The sequence below is a fragment of the Rhizobium sp. CF080 genome (genome assembly GCF_000282095.2).
Lineage (GTDB): Bacteria > Pseudomonadota > Alphaproteobacteria > Rhizobiales > Rhizobiaceae > Neorhizobium.
On sequence record NZ_AKKC02000016.1, the window covers coordinates 398,006 to 411,496 of the forward strand.

13 protein-coding genes are annotated in these 13,491 nt (G+C 61.6%); 6 read left to right on the forward strand and 7 right to left on the reverse strand.

What is annotated here, in order from left to right; translation table 11 throughout:
- Positions 1 to 50: 50 nt before the first annotated feature.
- Positions 51 to 1,418 carry an aspartate aminotransferase family protein gene (locus tag PMI07_RS32265; protein ID WP_024164362.1) on the reverse strand — a complete coding sequence of 456 codons (1,368 nt, stop codon included), beginning with the start codon at positions 1,416 to 1,418 and terminating at the stop codon, positions 51 to 53.
- Between the two features lie 96 nt (positions 1,419 to 1,514).
- On the opposite strand from PMI07_RS32265, the gene PMI07_RS32270 reads away from it, so the two are divergent.
- Complete coding sequence (locus PMI07_RS32270; RefSeq protein WP_024164363.1) at positions 1,515 to 2,849, forward strand: glutamine synthetase family protein; 1,335 nt, start codon at positions 1,515 to 1,517, stop codon at positions 2,847 to 2,849.
- Here PMI07_RS32270 and PMI07_RS32275 read toward each other — a convergent pair.
- The gene (locus PMI07_RS32275; protein ID WP_007763663.1) at positions 2,846 to 3,568 is read right to left on the reverse strand and encodes a hypothetical protein; all 723 of its coding nucleotides are present in this window, start codon (positions 3,566 to 3,568) and stop codon (positions 2,846 to 2,848) included. The two genes, PMI07_RS32270 and PMI07_RS32275, sit on opposite strands and share 4 nt — an antisense overlap.
- Before the next feature lie 388 nt (positions 3,569 to 3,956).
- On the opposite strand from PMI07_RS32275, the gene PMI07_RS32280 reads away from it, so the two are divergent.
- Complete coding sequence (locus tag PMI07_RS32280) at positions 3,957 to 4,700, forward strand: GGDEF domain-containing protein (protein ID WP_007763662.1); 744 nt, start codon at positions 3,957 to 3,959, stop codon at positions 4,698 to 4,700.
- Between the two features lie 39 nt (positions 4,701 to 4,739).
- Here PMI07_RS32280 and PMI07_RS32285 read toward each other — a convergent pair whose 3' ends face one another.
- The gene (locus PMI07_RS32285) at positions 4,740 to 5,678 is read right to left on the reverse strand and encodes a diacylglycerol kinase family protein (protein WP_024164364.1); all 939 of its coding nucleotides are present in this window, start codon (positions 5,676 to 5,678) and stop codon (positions 4,740 to 4,742) included.
- Between the two features lie 260 nt (positions 5,679 to 5,938).
- Here PMI07_RS32285 and PMI07_RS32290 point away from each other — a divergent pair, with 260 nt between their 5' ends.
- Positions 5,939 to 7,180 (forward strand): MFS transporter, encoded by a 1,242-nt coding sequence (locus tag PMI07_RS32290; protein WP_024164365.1) that lies wholly within the window; start codon positions 5,939 to 5,941, stop codon positions 7,178 to 7,180.
- A gap of 193 nt (positions 7,181 to 7,373) precedes the next feature.
- Here the strand turns inward: PMI07_RS32290 and PMI07_RS32295 are convergent, their stop codons facing one another.
- A complete protein-coding gene (locus PMI07_RS32295) occupies positions 7,374 to 7,769 on the reverse strand; it encodes a helix-turn-helix domain-containing protein (RefSeq protein ID WP_007757679.1) in 396 nt (131 codons plus the stop codon).
- A gap of 123 nt (positions 7,770 to 7,892) precedes the next feature.
- On the opposite strand from PMI07_RS32295, the gene PMI07_RS32300 reads away from it, so the two are divergent.
- A complete protein-coding gene (locus PMI07_RS32300; protein WP_007757680.1) occupies positions 7,893 to 8,909 on the forward strand; it encodes a zinc-binding alcohol dehydrogenase family protein in 1,017 nt (338 codons plus the stop codon).
- A gap of 77 nt (positions 8,910 to 8,986) precedes the next feature.
- Here PMI07_RS32300 and PMI07_RS32305 read toward each other — a convergent pair whose 3' ends face one another.
- Positions 8,987 to 9,598, reverse strand: a complete 612-nt coding sequence (locus PMI07_RS32305) for a L,D-transpeptidase (protein WP_007757681.1) — start codon at positions 9,596 to 9,598, stop codon at positions 8,987 to 8,989.
- Between the two features lie 184 nt (positions 9,599 to 9,782).
- Between PMI07_RS32305 and PMI07_RS32310 the strand changes: the two genes are divergently transcribed.
- Positions 9,783 to 10,004: a type II toxin-antitoxin system VapB family antitoxin gene (locus PMI07_RS32310; RefSeq protein WP_007757682.1), complete on the forward strand. Its 222-nt coding sequence runs from the start codon at positions 9,783 to 9,785 to the stop codon at positions 10,002 to 10,004.
- A 35-nt stretch (positions 10,005 to 10,039) separates the two neighbouring features.
- On the opposite strand, the gene PMI07_RS32315 is transcribed toward PMI07_RS32310, so the two are convergent.
- Positions 10,040 to 10,612: a hypothetical protein gene (locus tag PMI07_RS32315; protein WP_155956711.1), complete on the reverse strand. Its 573-nt coding sequence runs from the start codon at positions 10,610 to 10,612 to the stop codon at positions 10,040 to 10,042.
- Between the two features lie 90 nt (positions 10,613 to 10,702).
- Positions 10,703 to 12,379: an electron transfer flavoprotein-ubiquinone oxidoreductase gene (locus tag PMI07_RS32320; RefSeq protein ID WP_007757686.1), complete on the reverse strand. Its 1,677-nt coding sequence runs from the start codon at positions 12,377 to 12,379 to the stop codon at positions 10,703 to 10,705.
- A gap of 258 nt (positions 12,380 to 12,637) precedes the next feature.
- Here PMI07_RS32320 and PMI07_RS32325 point away from each other — a divergent pair, with 258 nt between their 5' ends.
- The gene (locus PMI07_RS32325) at positions 12,638 to 13,426 is read left to right on the forward strand and encodes an SDR family oxidoreductase (protein ID WP_024164366.1); all 789 of its coding nucleotides are present in this window, start codon (positions 12,638 to 12,640) and stop codon (positions 13,424 to 13,426) included.
- Positions 13,427 to 13,491 lie beyond the last annotated feature (65 nt).

A 13,491-nucleotide genomic window follows, 5' to 3' on the forward strand; every position in this document is an offset into this window, starting at 1 on the left:
CTGCCGGGGCATCTCCCCCGCAAGGGGGGAGATTGACTCGCGGTGGCGGCTCAGTCCCTTACTGTGTCCCGCAGATGATCCAACGCGGCGCACAGCTTCTCGATCACCTCGTCCACTTCCGAACGGCTGATCGTCAACGCCGGCGAGGCGAGCATGCGGTCCCCGGTGGCGCGCAGGATGAGGCCGTTTTCGACGCAGTGATTGCGCACCAGGGTGCCGATATCGTCGGGCTTGGCGTAACGGCGGCGGGTGGATTTATCCGCAGCGAGCTGCAGGCCGCCGATCAGGCCGACGCTTTCGGCCTGGCCGACCACGGCATGGTCCTCGAGGCTCTTCCAGGCCGCGGCAAAATACGGGCCGATATCGTCGCGAACACGCTCGACCAGCCCTTCCTCCTCGATGATACGGATGTTTTCGAGAGCTGCGGCGGCTGAGACCGGGTGACCGGAATAGGTGAATCCGTGGTAGAAATCGCCTAACTCTTCGACCATGACATCGGCGACGCGGTCGCTGACCAGCACGCCGCCGATCGGCAGGTAGCCTGAGGACAAGCCCTTGGCGATCGGCGCCAGATCCGGTTCGAAGCCGTAATATTGATGGCCGAACCAATGCCCAAGACGGCCGAAACCGCAGATCACCTCGTCGGCGACAAGCAGGATGTTGCGCGCCTTGCAGATTCGGGCGATTTCCGGCCAGTAGGTTTCCGGGGGAATGATGACGCCCCCTGCCCCCTGGATCGGCTCGGCGACGAAGGCGGCGACGCGCTCTTCGCCGAGTTCGTCGATCTTCGCCTCCAGCTCGCGGGCGACCTTGAGGCCGAATTCGGCAGGCGAAAGATCGCCGCCCTCGGCATACCAGTAAGGCTGGCCGATGTGGTGGATGCCCTCGATCGGCAGGTTGCCCTGTTCGTGCATCAGCTTCATGCCGCCGAGCGAGGCGCCGGCGACGGTAGAGCCGTGATAGGCGTTCCTGCGGGCGATCACCAAGGTCTTTTCCGGCTTGCCGAGCGCCTTCCAGTAGACCCGCGCCATTCGGAACCACGTATCGGTCGCTTCCGAGCCGGAATTGGTGAAGAAGACGCGCTTCAGCTTTTCGCCCGTGTGCGAGGCGATCTTCTGGGCGAGTAGCGCCGCCGGCTCGGTCGTGGTGCCGAAAAAGGTATTGTAATAGGGCAGTTCCTGCATCTGCCTGTAGGCGGCATCGGCGATCGACTTGCGGCCGTAACCGACATTGACACACCAGAGGCCGGCAAAGGCATCGAGATATTTCTTGCCCGTCGAGTCGTAGATATGGACGCCCTCGGCACGCTGGATAACCCGCGCGCCCTTGGCATTCAGCTGCTTCATGTCCGAGAACGGATGCAGGTGATGGGCGGCATCGATAGCGGCGAGATTGGAAAGCGGCGGCCTATCGTTCATGACTGTCTCTCCTCTGCCTCAGATTGTGCCGTCAATTCTTATCGGCTACGAACAGGGCTCCGCAACACCCTGCAGAAGACATTTCCAAGGCTCCCAATGACCGACGAGACTGCACCACCCCGCATCGAAATCCTGCTCGTCGGCATGAACGGCGACCTGCGCGGCAAGCAGATCCCGCTCGAGGCCGAAAAGAAGGTCTGGGACGGCACGGTGCGCCTGCCCTCTTCCACCCAGTCGCTGGATATCTGGGGTGACGACAACGACGACATCACCGGCCTGTCGCTGACGATCGGCGATCCGGATGGTGTGTGCATTCCCGACCGCCGCAGCCTCGTGGCCATGCCCTGGGCGCCGGAGGGATCGAAGCAGGTGCTTTCGACCATGCACGAATTCGACGGCACCCCTTCCTTCATGGATCCGCGCGCCATCCTCGCCGCCCTTCTCAAGCGTTTCGACGAACGCGGCCTGACGCCGGTCGTGGCGACCGAGCTTGAATTCTACGTCGTGCAGGACGACTGGCGCGAGACCGGCAGGCCGCGCCCGCCGGCAAAGCTGATGTATCGCGATCAGCCGAACGGTTTCCAGCTCTACGACATGAGCGCCGTCGATGCGCTCGACGCCTACCTGCAGACGGTGCGGACCTGGGCGAAGGCGCAAGGATTGCCGGCCGATGCGACGACCGCCGAATTCGGCCCCGGCCAGTTCGAGATCAACCTGCTCCACCGCGCCGATGCGCTGGCGGCGGCAGACGACTGCATCTACCTGAAACGCATCGTCGAACAGGCAGCGAAAAAGCATGGGCTGAAATCCACCTGCATGGCCAAACCCTATGCGGACCAGGCAGGCTCCGGCCTGCATGTTCATGCAAGCATCATCGACCATGACGGCAACAATGTTCTGGACGCGAAGGGCGGGGATCCGGTGCGGCTCAAATCCGTCTGCGCCGGCATGCTGAAGACGATGCGCGACGCGCAGCTGATCTTCGCGCCGTTCGCCAATTCCTACCGCCGCTTCCAGCCGGGCTCGTTCGCGCCGGTCGATATCGACTGGGGTTTCGGCCATCGCGGCACGGCGGTTCGCATTCCCGACGCTGAAGGCCCGGCCGCCCGCATCGAACATCGCGTCGCCGGCGCCGACGTCAATCCGTATCTGCTACTCACCGCCATTCTCGGCGGCATGCTACTCGGCCTCGACGAAACGCTCGATCCAGGTCCCGCGACCGAACCCGGCAAGGAGCCGCCGGCCGGCACCAAAAAGCTCACGCACGACTTCCTGACGGCGGTCGAGGAGTTTTCCGCCTCGCCCTTCATCGCCGACGTTTTTGGGGCGCGGTATCAGAAGCTCTACGGCGATACCAAGCGCAAGGAGGCGATCACCTACCTGCGCACGGTCTCGGATTTCGACTACCAGACCTATCTGCCGCGGATTTAGAAAGCCGGCTTCGGCATCCAGGAAGTGAGGAGAATATCCTTGACGTCGACGAATGTCGGCGGCTTGTCTTCCGGCTTGAAGCCGAATGCATCGCTCCAGGCCGCGATGTACGAACCGAGTTCGTTGTAGAGTTCGCCAAGCGCCGTCGTGTCGCCGGTCTTGGCAGCGTTCATCTTCTCATCATCTATCGTTTTCATCAGGTCGCGATAGGTACTGTTGCCCTTGCTGTCCGGAATGAAGACGATGATGCCGCTCTTGTCCTCGAACTTCACCGAAAGCTCGATCTCGTCCTCGGTGAAACGATCGCGGTTCTTGACGATCATCTGGGGCAGCACGATCGCGAAGAGGTTCTCGCGCGAAATCGCGCCGTCATGGGCCTCCTGCTGCTGCTTGACCAACTGCATGAATTCCCATCCGTTTTCGGAGATCAGCTGCTTCAGAGTCTCCTTGACGGTGAGGTCGGTGACCTTGAACTGATCCGAGTCGATGAATTTCATGGCCTCGGCGGCCAGTTCGCCCTTGGCGTCCAACTCCATGAAAGCGAGGCTGACCGAAAAGGCGGCCTTCAGCGTCTCTTCAGCGGGCTCGCCGGTAATGCCGTTCGCCACCTGGACGAGATCGGCCTTCTTTTCCTTGTCTTCGTCAGTTTCTTCAGGCCGGGCATTTGCCTGCTGAAGGATCAGCAGGGCCGCGGGTTCGATTGCGGAGATGGAAGTCATGCCGGTCCTCGTCCGCGACGCGCCACCCCTAATGGGCATTACCGCGATTTGCCGGGCGCTTCATGGCCAGAACAACCAATGATTCTATCAATGGTTGAGAAACTAGGGTCCTGAAGTTAACGAGGCATGAACGGCCACGTGCGAAAGGTTGTATTGGCCGCCGCGAACTCGCTCGGACCCCGCTGCCGTCCCGTTCCTGCGGCTGGTTGACCAGCACGGTCAACTCGCCCACAGGGACCGACGGCACTGCCTCATCGTAAACAGGCCATCTGCGGTGGCCGGATTACGCATTGGCCGGACACAATCGATGTTTAAGCGAATGTTTCAACCTATCTTAAATTCATAGGGCCTAAGGAAGCTGCCTATTTCAAGTCTTGCGGCAGTTTCGATGCGTATTGTTATCGCCAAGTCACTCCTGACCGGACTTTTGTCCCTACTCGCTTCTCTGGCCCTGTCGTTTGCCTTCGTTCCGATGCTGGGCGGGGAGGTAGCCGGTGCCGGCCTGGTGATGACCATCGTTTGCCCGCTTGCCATCTCCATTCCCGCCTCGGCCGTGCTTTTCAGCCAATCAGAGCGAGTTCGACGGGCGGAGGCGATGGCCTCCGACGCACTCACGAAACTGGCAGCCGCCTACGAGGAACTTCACCGGCAGTCCCGCCTGGACGGCTTGACCGGGCTGTTGAACCGCAGCACCTTCATGGAGGAACTGCAGACTTTTAGCCGGGAAGGCCTAACGGGAGCCCTTATCTTCCTGGATCTCGACCATTTCAAATCGATCAACGATCGCTACGGTCATGCAACCGGTGACGAGGTCCTTCGCCGCACCGGGCAGATCCTCGCCACGTATCGCGGGGAATTCAACATTGCGGGCCGCCTCGGGGGCGAAGAATTCGCTCTCTTTCAAGGCGGCCTGAGCATCGACGAGATGTTGAAGTGGTGCGAGGATATCCGCGAACTCATCGAAGGCCTGGATGTGCGCTCCGCCTCACGATCGAGTGTGCCGGTATCGGCCAGCATAGGAGTTATCCACTGCGCTTCGGGCTTCGATCCTCATGAATGCCTCAGAGCGGCCGATGTCAATCTATACGAAGCGAAATCGCTCGGGCGAAATCGGGTCGTTTCATCCATCTGAAGAGGCGGCGGAACGGTTCGGATACCGCCGCGAACTGGCTCAGATGCCGCTGCCGTCCCGTTCTCGCGTTTCGCGCTCCTGCGGATGGTTGACCAGCACGGTCAGTTCGCCCGCGTGGATTTTCAGAAGCACGTCGCGGTCCATCGGCAGCAGCTCGCCGTCGATGACGCAGCGGATGTCGTGGCGTTCGCGCGGAAAATGCAATTCCAGTTCGGTCACCGTCATTGCGGTGACCGCGGCGTTTTCCTTCAACCGGCCGCGCAGGATGTCGAAAGTCAGCCTCGCCACGCCTGCCGGGGTCAGCGGGTCGGCGACATAGAAGCCGAGATGGCCGCCGGTCAGGCTGTCGGCGAACATCAGCGGATCGCGGCCGAATTCGTTGTTGGAGACGGAAATCGCCGAGACCTTGCGATGCCCGGTCTTGCCCTCCGCATTGTACTCCACCTCGAATTCCGGCGGATTGAACATGACGCCGATCGCCGCCCGCGTGCTCGCGCGTATCTTGCCGAGCCGCGAGGCGAAAGTCATCGAATTGCGGTAGCGCACCATGCGCGCATGCAATCCGGCGGAAAACTGGTGCACGAAACTCTTGCCGTTGGCGCTGGCAATATCGATGTTTTCAGGCGTCGCCTCTGCCAGCGCATCCAGCGCGAGCCAGATGTCGAGCGGCAGTTTCAGCGAGCGGGCGAAAAGATTCATGGTGCCGGCCGGCACGACGCCGAGCGCGATGCCGCTCTTCCAGGCGATGCCGGCGGCCGCCGAGATGGTGCCGTCGCCGCCGCCGGCGATCAGACCCTCGACGCCTTTCGTCGAGGCTCCCTTTTCCATGGTCGCCACGACATCCTTGCCCGAAACGACATGGCACTCGATCTCGTGGCCGGCCGTCTTGAACGTCTCGACGGCACGGGCGCAATAGGCGTCCATGTCAGTGGTTCGGAATGTACCGCCATCGCGGTTGAAGACGGCAAACAGGTTCATCGGATCTCGCTTGCAGGGGGGCGGATTTCGCGGCGGGACAACGGCCCATCCTAGAAATGGTTGCGCCCGCGCCTTTTATCAACGAACACCTGCAAGATAGCTGCCACCACACAATCCCGTGAATTCGACAGAAGCCCTACCGCAATGCACCATTGCATGCTAACCTTTTTCGTGGTCGTTTCGATGACCCGCTCACCTCCAGAGCGGGTGGATGTCTCTCACATCTTACCCGCGTCTTTTTTTCCAGCAGAATCAATGCCATGACCGATAGTGCCGCCCGTTTCGATTCCGCTCGCGACCGTTCGGAACCCGAAGTCTTTGACAAAGCGCCCGAGCTTTCGCGGCTTGCCGTCATCCTGATCGAGATCGCGCTTGCGGTCGGCGGTTTCGGCATCGGCACCGGTGAATTCGCGATCATGGGCCTGCTGCCGGATGTCGCCTCCACCTATCAGGTCAGCATTCCGATGGCCGGTTACGTGATCAGCGCCTATGCGCTCGGCGTCGTCATCGGTGCGCCGATCATCGCGGTCGCGGCCGCCCGGATGACGCGGCGCGCGCTGCTCTTGATCCTGATGACCGTGTTTGCGCTCGGCAATATCCTGAGTGCCGTCGCCCCGGATTTCTGGAGTTTTACAGCACTCCGCTTCATCACCGGCCTGCCGCATGGCGCCTATTTCGGGGTCGCGGCACTGGTTGCCGCCTCGATGGTGCCGCCCAACAAGCGCGCCCGCGCCGTCGGCCGGGTGATGCTCGGCCTCACCGTCGCGACGCTCGTCGGCACGCCGATCGCCACCTTCATGGGACAAATGCTCAGCTGGCGCGCTGCCTTCTTCCTGGTCGGCGGCATCGGCGTCGTGACGGTGGCATTGCTCTGGTACTTCCAGCCGCGCGACAAGGTGCATGAAGGCGCCAGCATCTGGCGCGAACTCAGCGCCTTCGGCCGCGCTCAGGTGTGGCTGACGCTCGGCATCGCCGCGGTCGGTTTCGGCGGGATGTTCTCGGTGTTCAGCTATATCGCCTCGACCACGACGGTGACGGCCGGCATGCCGGTCAGCATGGTGGCGATCGTGCTCACGCTGTTCGGCATCGGCATGAATGTCGGCAATATTTTGGGTTCGCGACTGGCCGACGTATCGCTCAAGGGCACGATCGGCGGCGTCATGGTGTTCAACGTCGTCGTCATGGGCGCCTTCGGGCTGTGGGCGGAATATCCCATCGTGCTCTGCCTCTGCGTCTTCCTGATCGGCTGCGGGTTCGCCGCAGGTCCTGCGCTGCAGACGCGGCTGATGGATGTGGCAGCCGACGCGCAGACGCTGGCCGCCGCCTCCAACCATTCGGCCTTCAACATCGCCAACGCGCTCGGCGCCTGGCTCGGCGGCCTCGTCATCGCCTGGGGCTGGGGATTTGCCGCGACGGGCTATGTCGGGGCAGTTTTGTCGCTGCTGGGCTTTGGGGTGTTTGCGGTATCCGCGGCGCTTGATAGGAAGACTGCAGCGGCCTGAGAGTCAGCAGCCCCCTCACCCCGCCTCCGCTTTGCTCGGCGGACCTCTCCCCGAGGGGAGAGGAGAATAGAACCGTTGCGGCGACTTCCCTCTTCTTCCCAGCGGGGAGAAGGTGGCCCGAAGGGCCGGATGAGGGGGCCGCACGCGCTGGCCTTTCCTATGGCAAGCATGCAGATGTGCCGGACTTTACCGGCTAGGCTGCCTTCGACGCCGCCTTTTCCTCCGGCATCATCATGTATCGTCTGCCATTCTCGCAGACGAAATGAGTCTTGCCCCAAATGCGGAGCGCAGTGATGACCGGTTCGAGGCTCAGACCGATCGGGGTGAGCGCATAATCGACGCGCGGCGGCACGACCGGGAATATGGTGCGCGTCAACAGCCCCGCCTCTTCAAGCTCCCTGAGCTGCTTGGTGAGCATGCGCTGGGTGACCGCGGGAATGCGGCGGCGAAGCTCGTTGAAGCGCAGCGTGCCATCTTCCAACAGATGATAGAGGATGACGCCTTTCCATTTTCCATCGAGGAAACTCAGCGTCGTTTCGACCGGGCATCCGGGAAAATTGTCGGTCAGCTTGGCACGGGGTTTCGACATCGGAAGCGTCCTTTCACGGTATACTTTTCGGTACTATAGGCCAAAAATGTGCATTCTTGCGCTCGCTGAACATAGGCGCCATCTAGTTTCCGGACAACAGGACACAAACCCAGGAGACGTTCCATGCGCGCCGTCGGCTTCAACACGCCCCAGCCCATTACCGCCGAAACCTCGCTGATCGATATCGAGCTGCCCATGCCGGAGGCGGCGGGCCGCGACCTGCTCGTGGAGATCAGGGCGGTCTCGATCAATCCGGTTGATACCAAAGTGCGCCGCTCGGCCGCGGTCGAACCCGGCCAGCACCGGATCCTCGGTTATGATGCGGCGGGCGTGGTCAAGGCGGCCGGCCCGGGCGTCAAGCTCTTCAAGCCCGGCGACGAGGTCTATTACGCCGGTGTGATCAACCGGCCGGGCACCAATGCGGAATTCCATCTGGTCGACGAGCGCATCGTCGGCTTCAAGCCGAAGACCTTGAGCTTCGAGGAAGCCGCCGCGCTGCCACTGACGGCGATCACCGCCTATGAGGCGCTGTTCCATCGCATGAAGGTGCAGGACAAGGTGGCGGGCGCCTGGAACGCGGTGCTGGTCATCGGTGGCGCCGGTGGGGTCGGCTCGATCGCCATCCAGCTCCTGCGCGAACTGTCGGACGTGACGGTCATCGGCACCGGCTCGCGGCCGGAGACGCAAGCGTGGATCAAGGAACTGGGCGCCCATCACGTGCTCGACCATTCGAAGCCGATGGCGCCGCAGCTCGCCCAGATGGCGATCGGCGCGCCCGCCTTCGTCTTCTCGACCACCCATACGGAAACGCATCTCAAAGACATCCTGGAGCTGATCGCGCCGCAGGGCCGCTTGGCGCTGATCGACGACCCGAAGGAGCCGATGGACCTGCGCGTCTTCAAGGGCAAGGCGTTGTCGGTGCATTGGGAAATGATGTTCGCCCGCGCCGTCTTCCAGACCGCCGACATGATCGAGCAGCACAAGCTGCTGAACCACGTCGCCGAACTGGTGGATGCCGGGAAGATCCGCACGACGCTTGCCGAAACGCTGGGGCCGATCAATGCCGCCAACCTGAAGACCGCGCATGCGATGATCGAAAGCGACCGCACCAAGGGCAAGCTCGTGCTCTCGGGTTTCTGACCGCCGCACTGTGAACTGAAACAAAGAAAGCCCGCCATGGCTGAAACGGCGGGCTTTCTTCACGGCCTGGCGGTGGATCAGGCCTGGATAACGACGACCTTGGCGCCGACATTGACGCGGCTGTAGAGGTCGATGACATCGTGGTTCATCATGCGGACGCAGCCGCTCGACATCGCAAGCCCGATCGATTCGGGCTGGTTGGTGCCGTGGATGCGGAAATGCGTGTCGTTGCCGCTGCGATAGAGATACATGGCGCGGGCGCCGAGCGGATTGTTCGGACCGCCGGGCATGCCGCCTGCGAGCTTTCGGTAACGGGCTTCGCGGTTCTGCATGTTCTGGGTCGGGGTCCAGGTCGGCCATTCGGCCTTGCGGCCGACATAGGCATTGCCGGCAAGCGCCAGGCCCGCGCGGCCGACGCCGACGCCGTAACGGATCGCGCGGCCATTGCCGAGAATATAGTAGGCGCGGCGGGCCGGCGTATCGACGACCACGGAGCCGGCGGCGTGCGGAGTAACATAGGCGACTTCCGTGCGGCGCAGTTCCGGATTGATCCTGTCGACCGGTACGGTCTTCAGCGGGAACTGTTCGTTCGGCAGCGCTGCGTAATTCGTCTGGTCATTGATGGTGGAAGCGCAACCAGCAAGCAGAAGCGGCAGACCCGCAAGAAAGCCGCGACGGGAAATCGACATGAATGTGTCCTTGATGCGTCGAGAAGATGACGCTGAACTTAAGAATATTATGGTTAATGAAGTGCTAAACGGGTGATCGTTGCAGTCATCACGAACGCGTCAGAAGGACGCTGATGTAGAGATGCAACATTGCCATGTGCGCAATGGGAAATGCACCTTATATGGGCGACCGGGAGGCTAGGATATGCGCACGACCATAACCGTCGACGAAAAATTACTTGCAGACGCCAAGGAATTCAGCGGTATCAAAAATACCTCGAACGTGATCAAAAGAGCCCTCATGCTTCTCGCCCGACACGAGGCAGCGCAGAGGTTGATCATGCTTGGAGGCAGCGCGCCAGATCTGGAAGATCCGCCACGCCGACGCTGGAACCCGGATGGCACCTGGGAGGGTAATCCGGAGTGAAATTGCGGGGGGCACCCGCAACTATGAGCCCTTGGTTACGGTGCTTCGTCAAACTTGCTGACTAGCGCCAGATAATCCTGCGCGGAAAAATCTTCCCAGCCGTCTAAAGGCGCCCGGTCACCTTTTGGGTGGAAACAAGAATAGATACCGTGGAAGCCCGTTGAGAGCTGATCGCGTCGAGCGACGTAAGCCGCCTTCGAGAGGTTCGGGGCCTCTTTCTCGAGCATCTCATCGTCATCGTCCCACATGTGCCAAACCAGGCGCACCTTCTCGGTATGGATATCGATGTTTGCCCATTCGGGAGAAATACCGACCACGACGTTTTCGTCAGGCGTCCAGATCGGCATGCGTAGCACATCGGAGAGTTTCGTTTCGTCGCTTATGGCATCTGTCGAGACCCAGAGCCGCCAGGAGATCTGCAGGTATCGTCTTCCGGCAGGAGGTCTTTGGCGAAACTTTATCATTTCCACGCTGTAAGGAGGTTCCGCGCCAAAAAGAACATCCAATGTTCGATTATACATCCAGTATAGATGGACGGGAGTATCCTGACCGACGTCCACCCATGAATCAGGTGGTCCCAAAATATCCGAGACCTCGCGCATCGTCATGCCAAGCTTCAGGGACCCGAGCTCTCCCGTCCTGATGAAGGAGAGCAAGGACGCTATTTCCCGCTTGGTCCGACGTAATGTCATCCAGCCTCACATATTCGGATAGACCGGCCCCTCGCCGCCCTGGGGCGGGACCCAGTTGATGTTCTGGTTGGGGTCCTTGATGTCGCAGGTCTTGCAGTGGACGCAGTTCTGGGCGTTGATGACGTAGGTCTCCTGGCCGTCCTTCTCGACCCATTCGTAGACGCCGGCCGGACAGTAGCGCGTCGACGGTCCACCATAGACGTCCAGCTCGGAACGCTTCTGCAGATCCATGTCCTTCACCTGCAGATGGACCGGCTGGTCCTCCTCGTGGTTGGTGTTGGACAGGAAGACCGAGGACAGGCGATCGAAGGTCAGCACACCGTCCGGCTTCGGGTAGTCGATCTTTTTGTGCTGCGCGGCCGGTTCTAGGCTCTGCGCGTCGGTCTTGCCGTGTTTCAGCGTGCCGAAGACGGAGAAACCGAACAGCGTGTTGGTCCACATGTCGAGACCGCCGAGCGCAATCCCGAGACCCGTGCCGAGTTTCGACCACAGCGGCTTGACATTGCGGACCTGGCGGAGGTCCTTGCCGATCGGGGTCGCCCGCCACTGGTTCTCGATCTCGATCACCTCGTCATTGGCACGGCCGGCCTCGATCGCTCTCGCGATGTTGTCGGCGGCCAGAATGCCGGAGAGCACCGCGTTATGGCTGCCCTTGATGCGCGGCACGTTGACGAGGCCGGCGGAGCAGCCGATCAGCGCGCCGCCCGGGAAGGTCAGCTTCGGCACCGACTGGTAACCGCCCTCGGTGATGGCGCGGGCGCCATAGGACAGCCGCTTGGCGCCCTCAAACGTGCCGCGGATCGCCGGGTGGGTCTTGAAGCGCTGGAATTCCTCGAACGGATAGAGATAGGGGTTCTTGTAGTTCAAGTGCACGACGAAGCCGACGGCGACGAGATTGTCCTCCAGGTGATAGAGGAACGAACCACCCCCGGTCCTCAGGTCGAGCGGCCAGCCGAACGAATGCTGCACCAGGCCCGGACGGTGATGTTCCGGCTTGACCTGCCAGAGTTCCTTCAGGCCGATGCCGTATTTCTGGGGCTCGCGATCGCTCGAGAGATCGAATTTGGCAATCAGCTGCTTGGCGAGCGAACCGCGCACGCCTTCGCCGATCAGCACGTATTTGCCGTGCAGTTCCATGCCGCGGGTAAACGCCGGGCCTGGTTCGCCGTTTCGCTCGACGCCCATGTCGCCGGTCGCCACGCCCTTGACCGCGCCGTTCTCGTTGTAAAGCACTTCGGTGGCGGCAAAACCCGGATAGATTTCGACGCCTAGCGCTTCGGCCTTTTCGGCAAGCCAGCGACAGACGTTCCCGAGCGATACGATGTAATTGCCGTGATTGTTCATCAGCGGCGGCATCATGAAGTTCGGAAGCCGGATCGAGCCGGCTGGTCCCAAGAACAGGAAGTGGTCGGCGGTGACCGGCTGCTTGAAGGGATGGCCCGTCTCCCCGCGCCAGCCGGGCAACAGCGCGTCGATGCCGACCGGATCGACCACCGCGCCGGAGAGGATATGCGCCCCGACTTCCGAACCCTTTTCGAGCACCACGACCGTCAGGTCCGGATTGACCTGTTTCAGGCGGATCGCCGCCGATAGCCCCGCAGGACCCGCACCGACGATCACAACGTCGAATTCCATGCTCTCCCGTTCCGGCAATTCGTGGGCGGGACGTTCTTGCTCGCTCATATCCAACTCCGCTCGCCGGCCCCTTCCGGCTTTATTCAGGCAACCTGTTTGACAAAAGCGCCCCGGCTTGTCGAGGCGTGAAAACGTCCTGCGCCTTGTCATTCGCGCAAATGGCGTTTCGGTTTTCTCATATTACGTTTACGTTTACGTCAATTATAGGTACCGAACCGCAGAAAGCAAGATCGACCTTTCGCGGCCGCCTGCCGCTGCTATAAAGGCCCGACAACCGATGACAGGAATTGGCGAAGGAACAGCATCATGGATTTGGGTCTCAACGGCAAACGCGCTCTCGTGCTCGCCTCGTCGCGCGGGCTTGGCCTCGGCATCGCCAAGGCGCTTGCGAGCGAAGGCGCACATGTTCTCCTCGTCGGCCGCTCCGGCGACCGGCTGGCGGAAAACTGCAAGGCGATCAATGCCGAAGGCAAGGGGAAAGCGGACTGGGTCTGGGGCGATCTCGGCGAGGAGAATTTCGTCGAGGCAATGAAGACCGCCGTCAAGGAGAAGCTCGGCGGCATCGATATCCTGGTCAACAATACCGGCGGCCCGACGCCCGGCACCGCGGAAGACATGACCGCCGACAAGCTCGACATCTTCTTCCAGTCGATGGTGCTGCGCGTCATCACGCTCACCAATGCCTTCCTGCCGCAGATGAAGCAACAGGGTTGGGGCCGTATCCTCACCTGCGCATCGTCAGGCGTTTACGAGCCGATCGCCAACCTGGCGCTGTCCAACACGCTGCGCTCGGCGCTGGTCGGCTGGAACAAGACGATCGCGACCGAAGTGGCGGGCTTCGGCATTACCTGCAACATGCTGCTTCCCGGCCGCATCCATACCGACCGCATCGACGAACTCGACGGCGCCAATGCCAAGCGCACCGGCAAGTCGGTGGAGGAAATCCGTGTCGCTTCGCTGGCGACCATCCCCGCCGGCCGGCTCGGCAAGGTCGAGGAATTTGCAGCCGCGGGCGCCTTCCTCTGCTCGGTCCCGGCAAGCTATGTCACGGGCACGATGCTGCGGGTCGACGGCGGCGCGTCGCGCTCGATCTGAGGTTTCGAAAAGACCGTTAAAGCCAGGTCGCTAAACATTGAATCGAATTGAGGTGCCGCCGTTGG

Coding starts and splice junctions, on each gene's coding strand:
- PMI07_RS32305 (WP_007757681.1), bottom strand. CDS start 9,598: ATGTCGATTTCCCGTCGCGGCTTTCTTGCGGGTCTGCCGCTTCTGCTT.
- PMI07_RS32295 (WP_007757679.1), bottom strand. CDS start 7,769: ATGTCGAAACCCCGTGCCAAGCTGACCGACAATTTTCCCGGATGCCCG.
- PMI07_RS32265 (WP_024164362.1), bottom strand. CDS start 1,418: ATGAACGATAGGCCGCCGCTTTCCAATCTCGCCGCTATCGATGCCGCC.
- PMI07_RS32310 (WP_007757682.1), top strand. CDS start 9,783: ATGCGCACGACCATAACCGTCGACGAAAAATTACTTGCAGACGCCAAG.
- PMI07_RS32315 (WP_155956711.1), bottom strand. CDS start 10,612: ATGACGATGCGCGAGGTCTCGGATATTTTGGGACCACCTGATTCATGG.
- PMI07_RS32290 (WP_024164365.1), top strand. CDS start 5,939: ATGACCGATAGTGCCGCCCGTTTCGATTCCGCTCGCGACCGTTCGGAA.
- PMI07_RS32275 (WP_007763663.1), bottom strand. CDS start 3,568: ATGACTTCCATCTCCGCAATCGAACCCGCGGCCCTGCTGATCCTTCAG.
- PMI07_RS32285 (WP_024164364.1), bottom strand. CDS start 5,678: ATGAACCTGTTTGCCGTCTTCAACCGCGATGGCGGTACATTCCGAACC.
- PMI07_RS32300 (WP_007757680.1), top strand. CDS start 7,893: ATGCGCGCCGTCGGCTTCAACACGCCCCAGCCCATTACCGCCGAAACC.
- PMI07_RS32280 (WP_007763662.1), top strand. CDS start 3,957: ATGCGTATTGTTATCGCCAAGTCACTCCTGACCGGACTTTTGTCCCTA.
- PMI07_RS32320 (WP_007757686.1), bottom strand. CDS start 12,379: ATGAGCGAGCAAGAACGTCCCGCCCACGAATTGCCGGAACGGGAGAGC.
- PMI07_RS32270 (WP_024164363.1), top strand. CDS start 1,515: ATGACCGACGAGACTGCACCACCCCGCATCGAAATCCTGCTCGTCGGC.
- PMI07_RS32325 (WP_024164366.1), top strand. CDS start 12,638: ATGGATTTGGGTCTCAACGGCAAACGCGCTCTCGTGCTCGCCTCGTCG.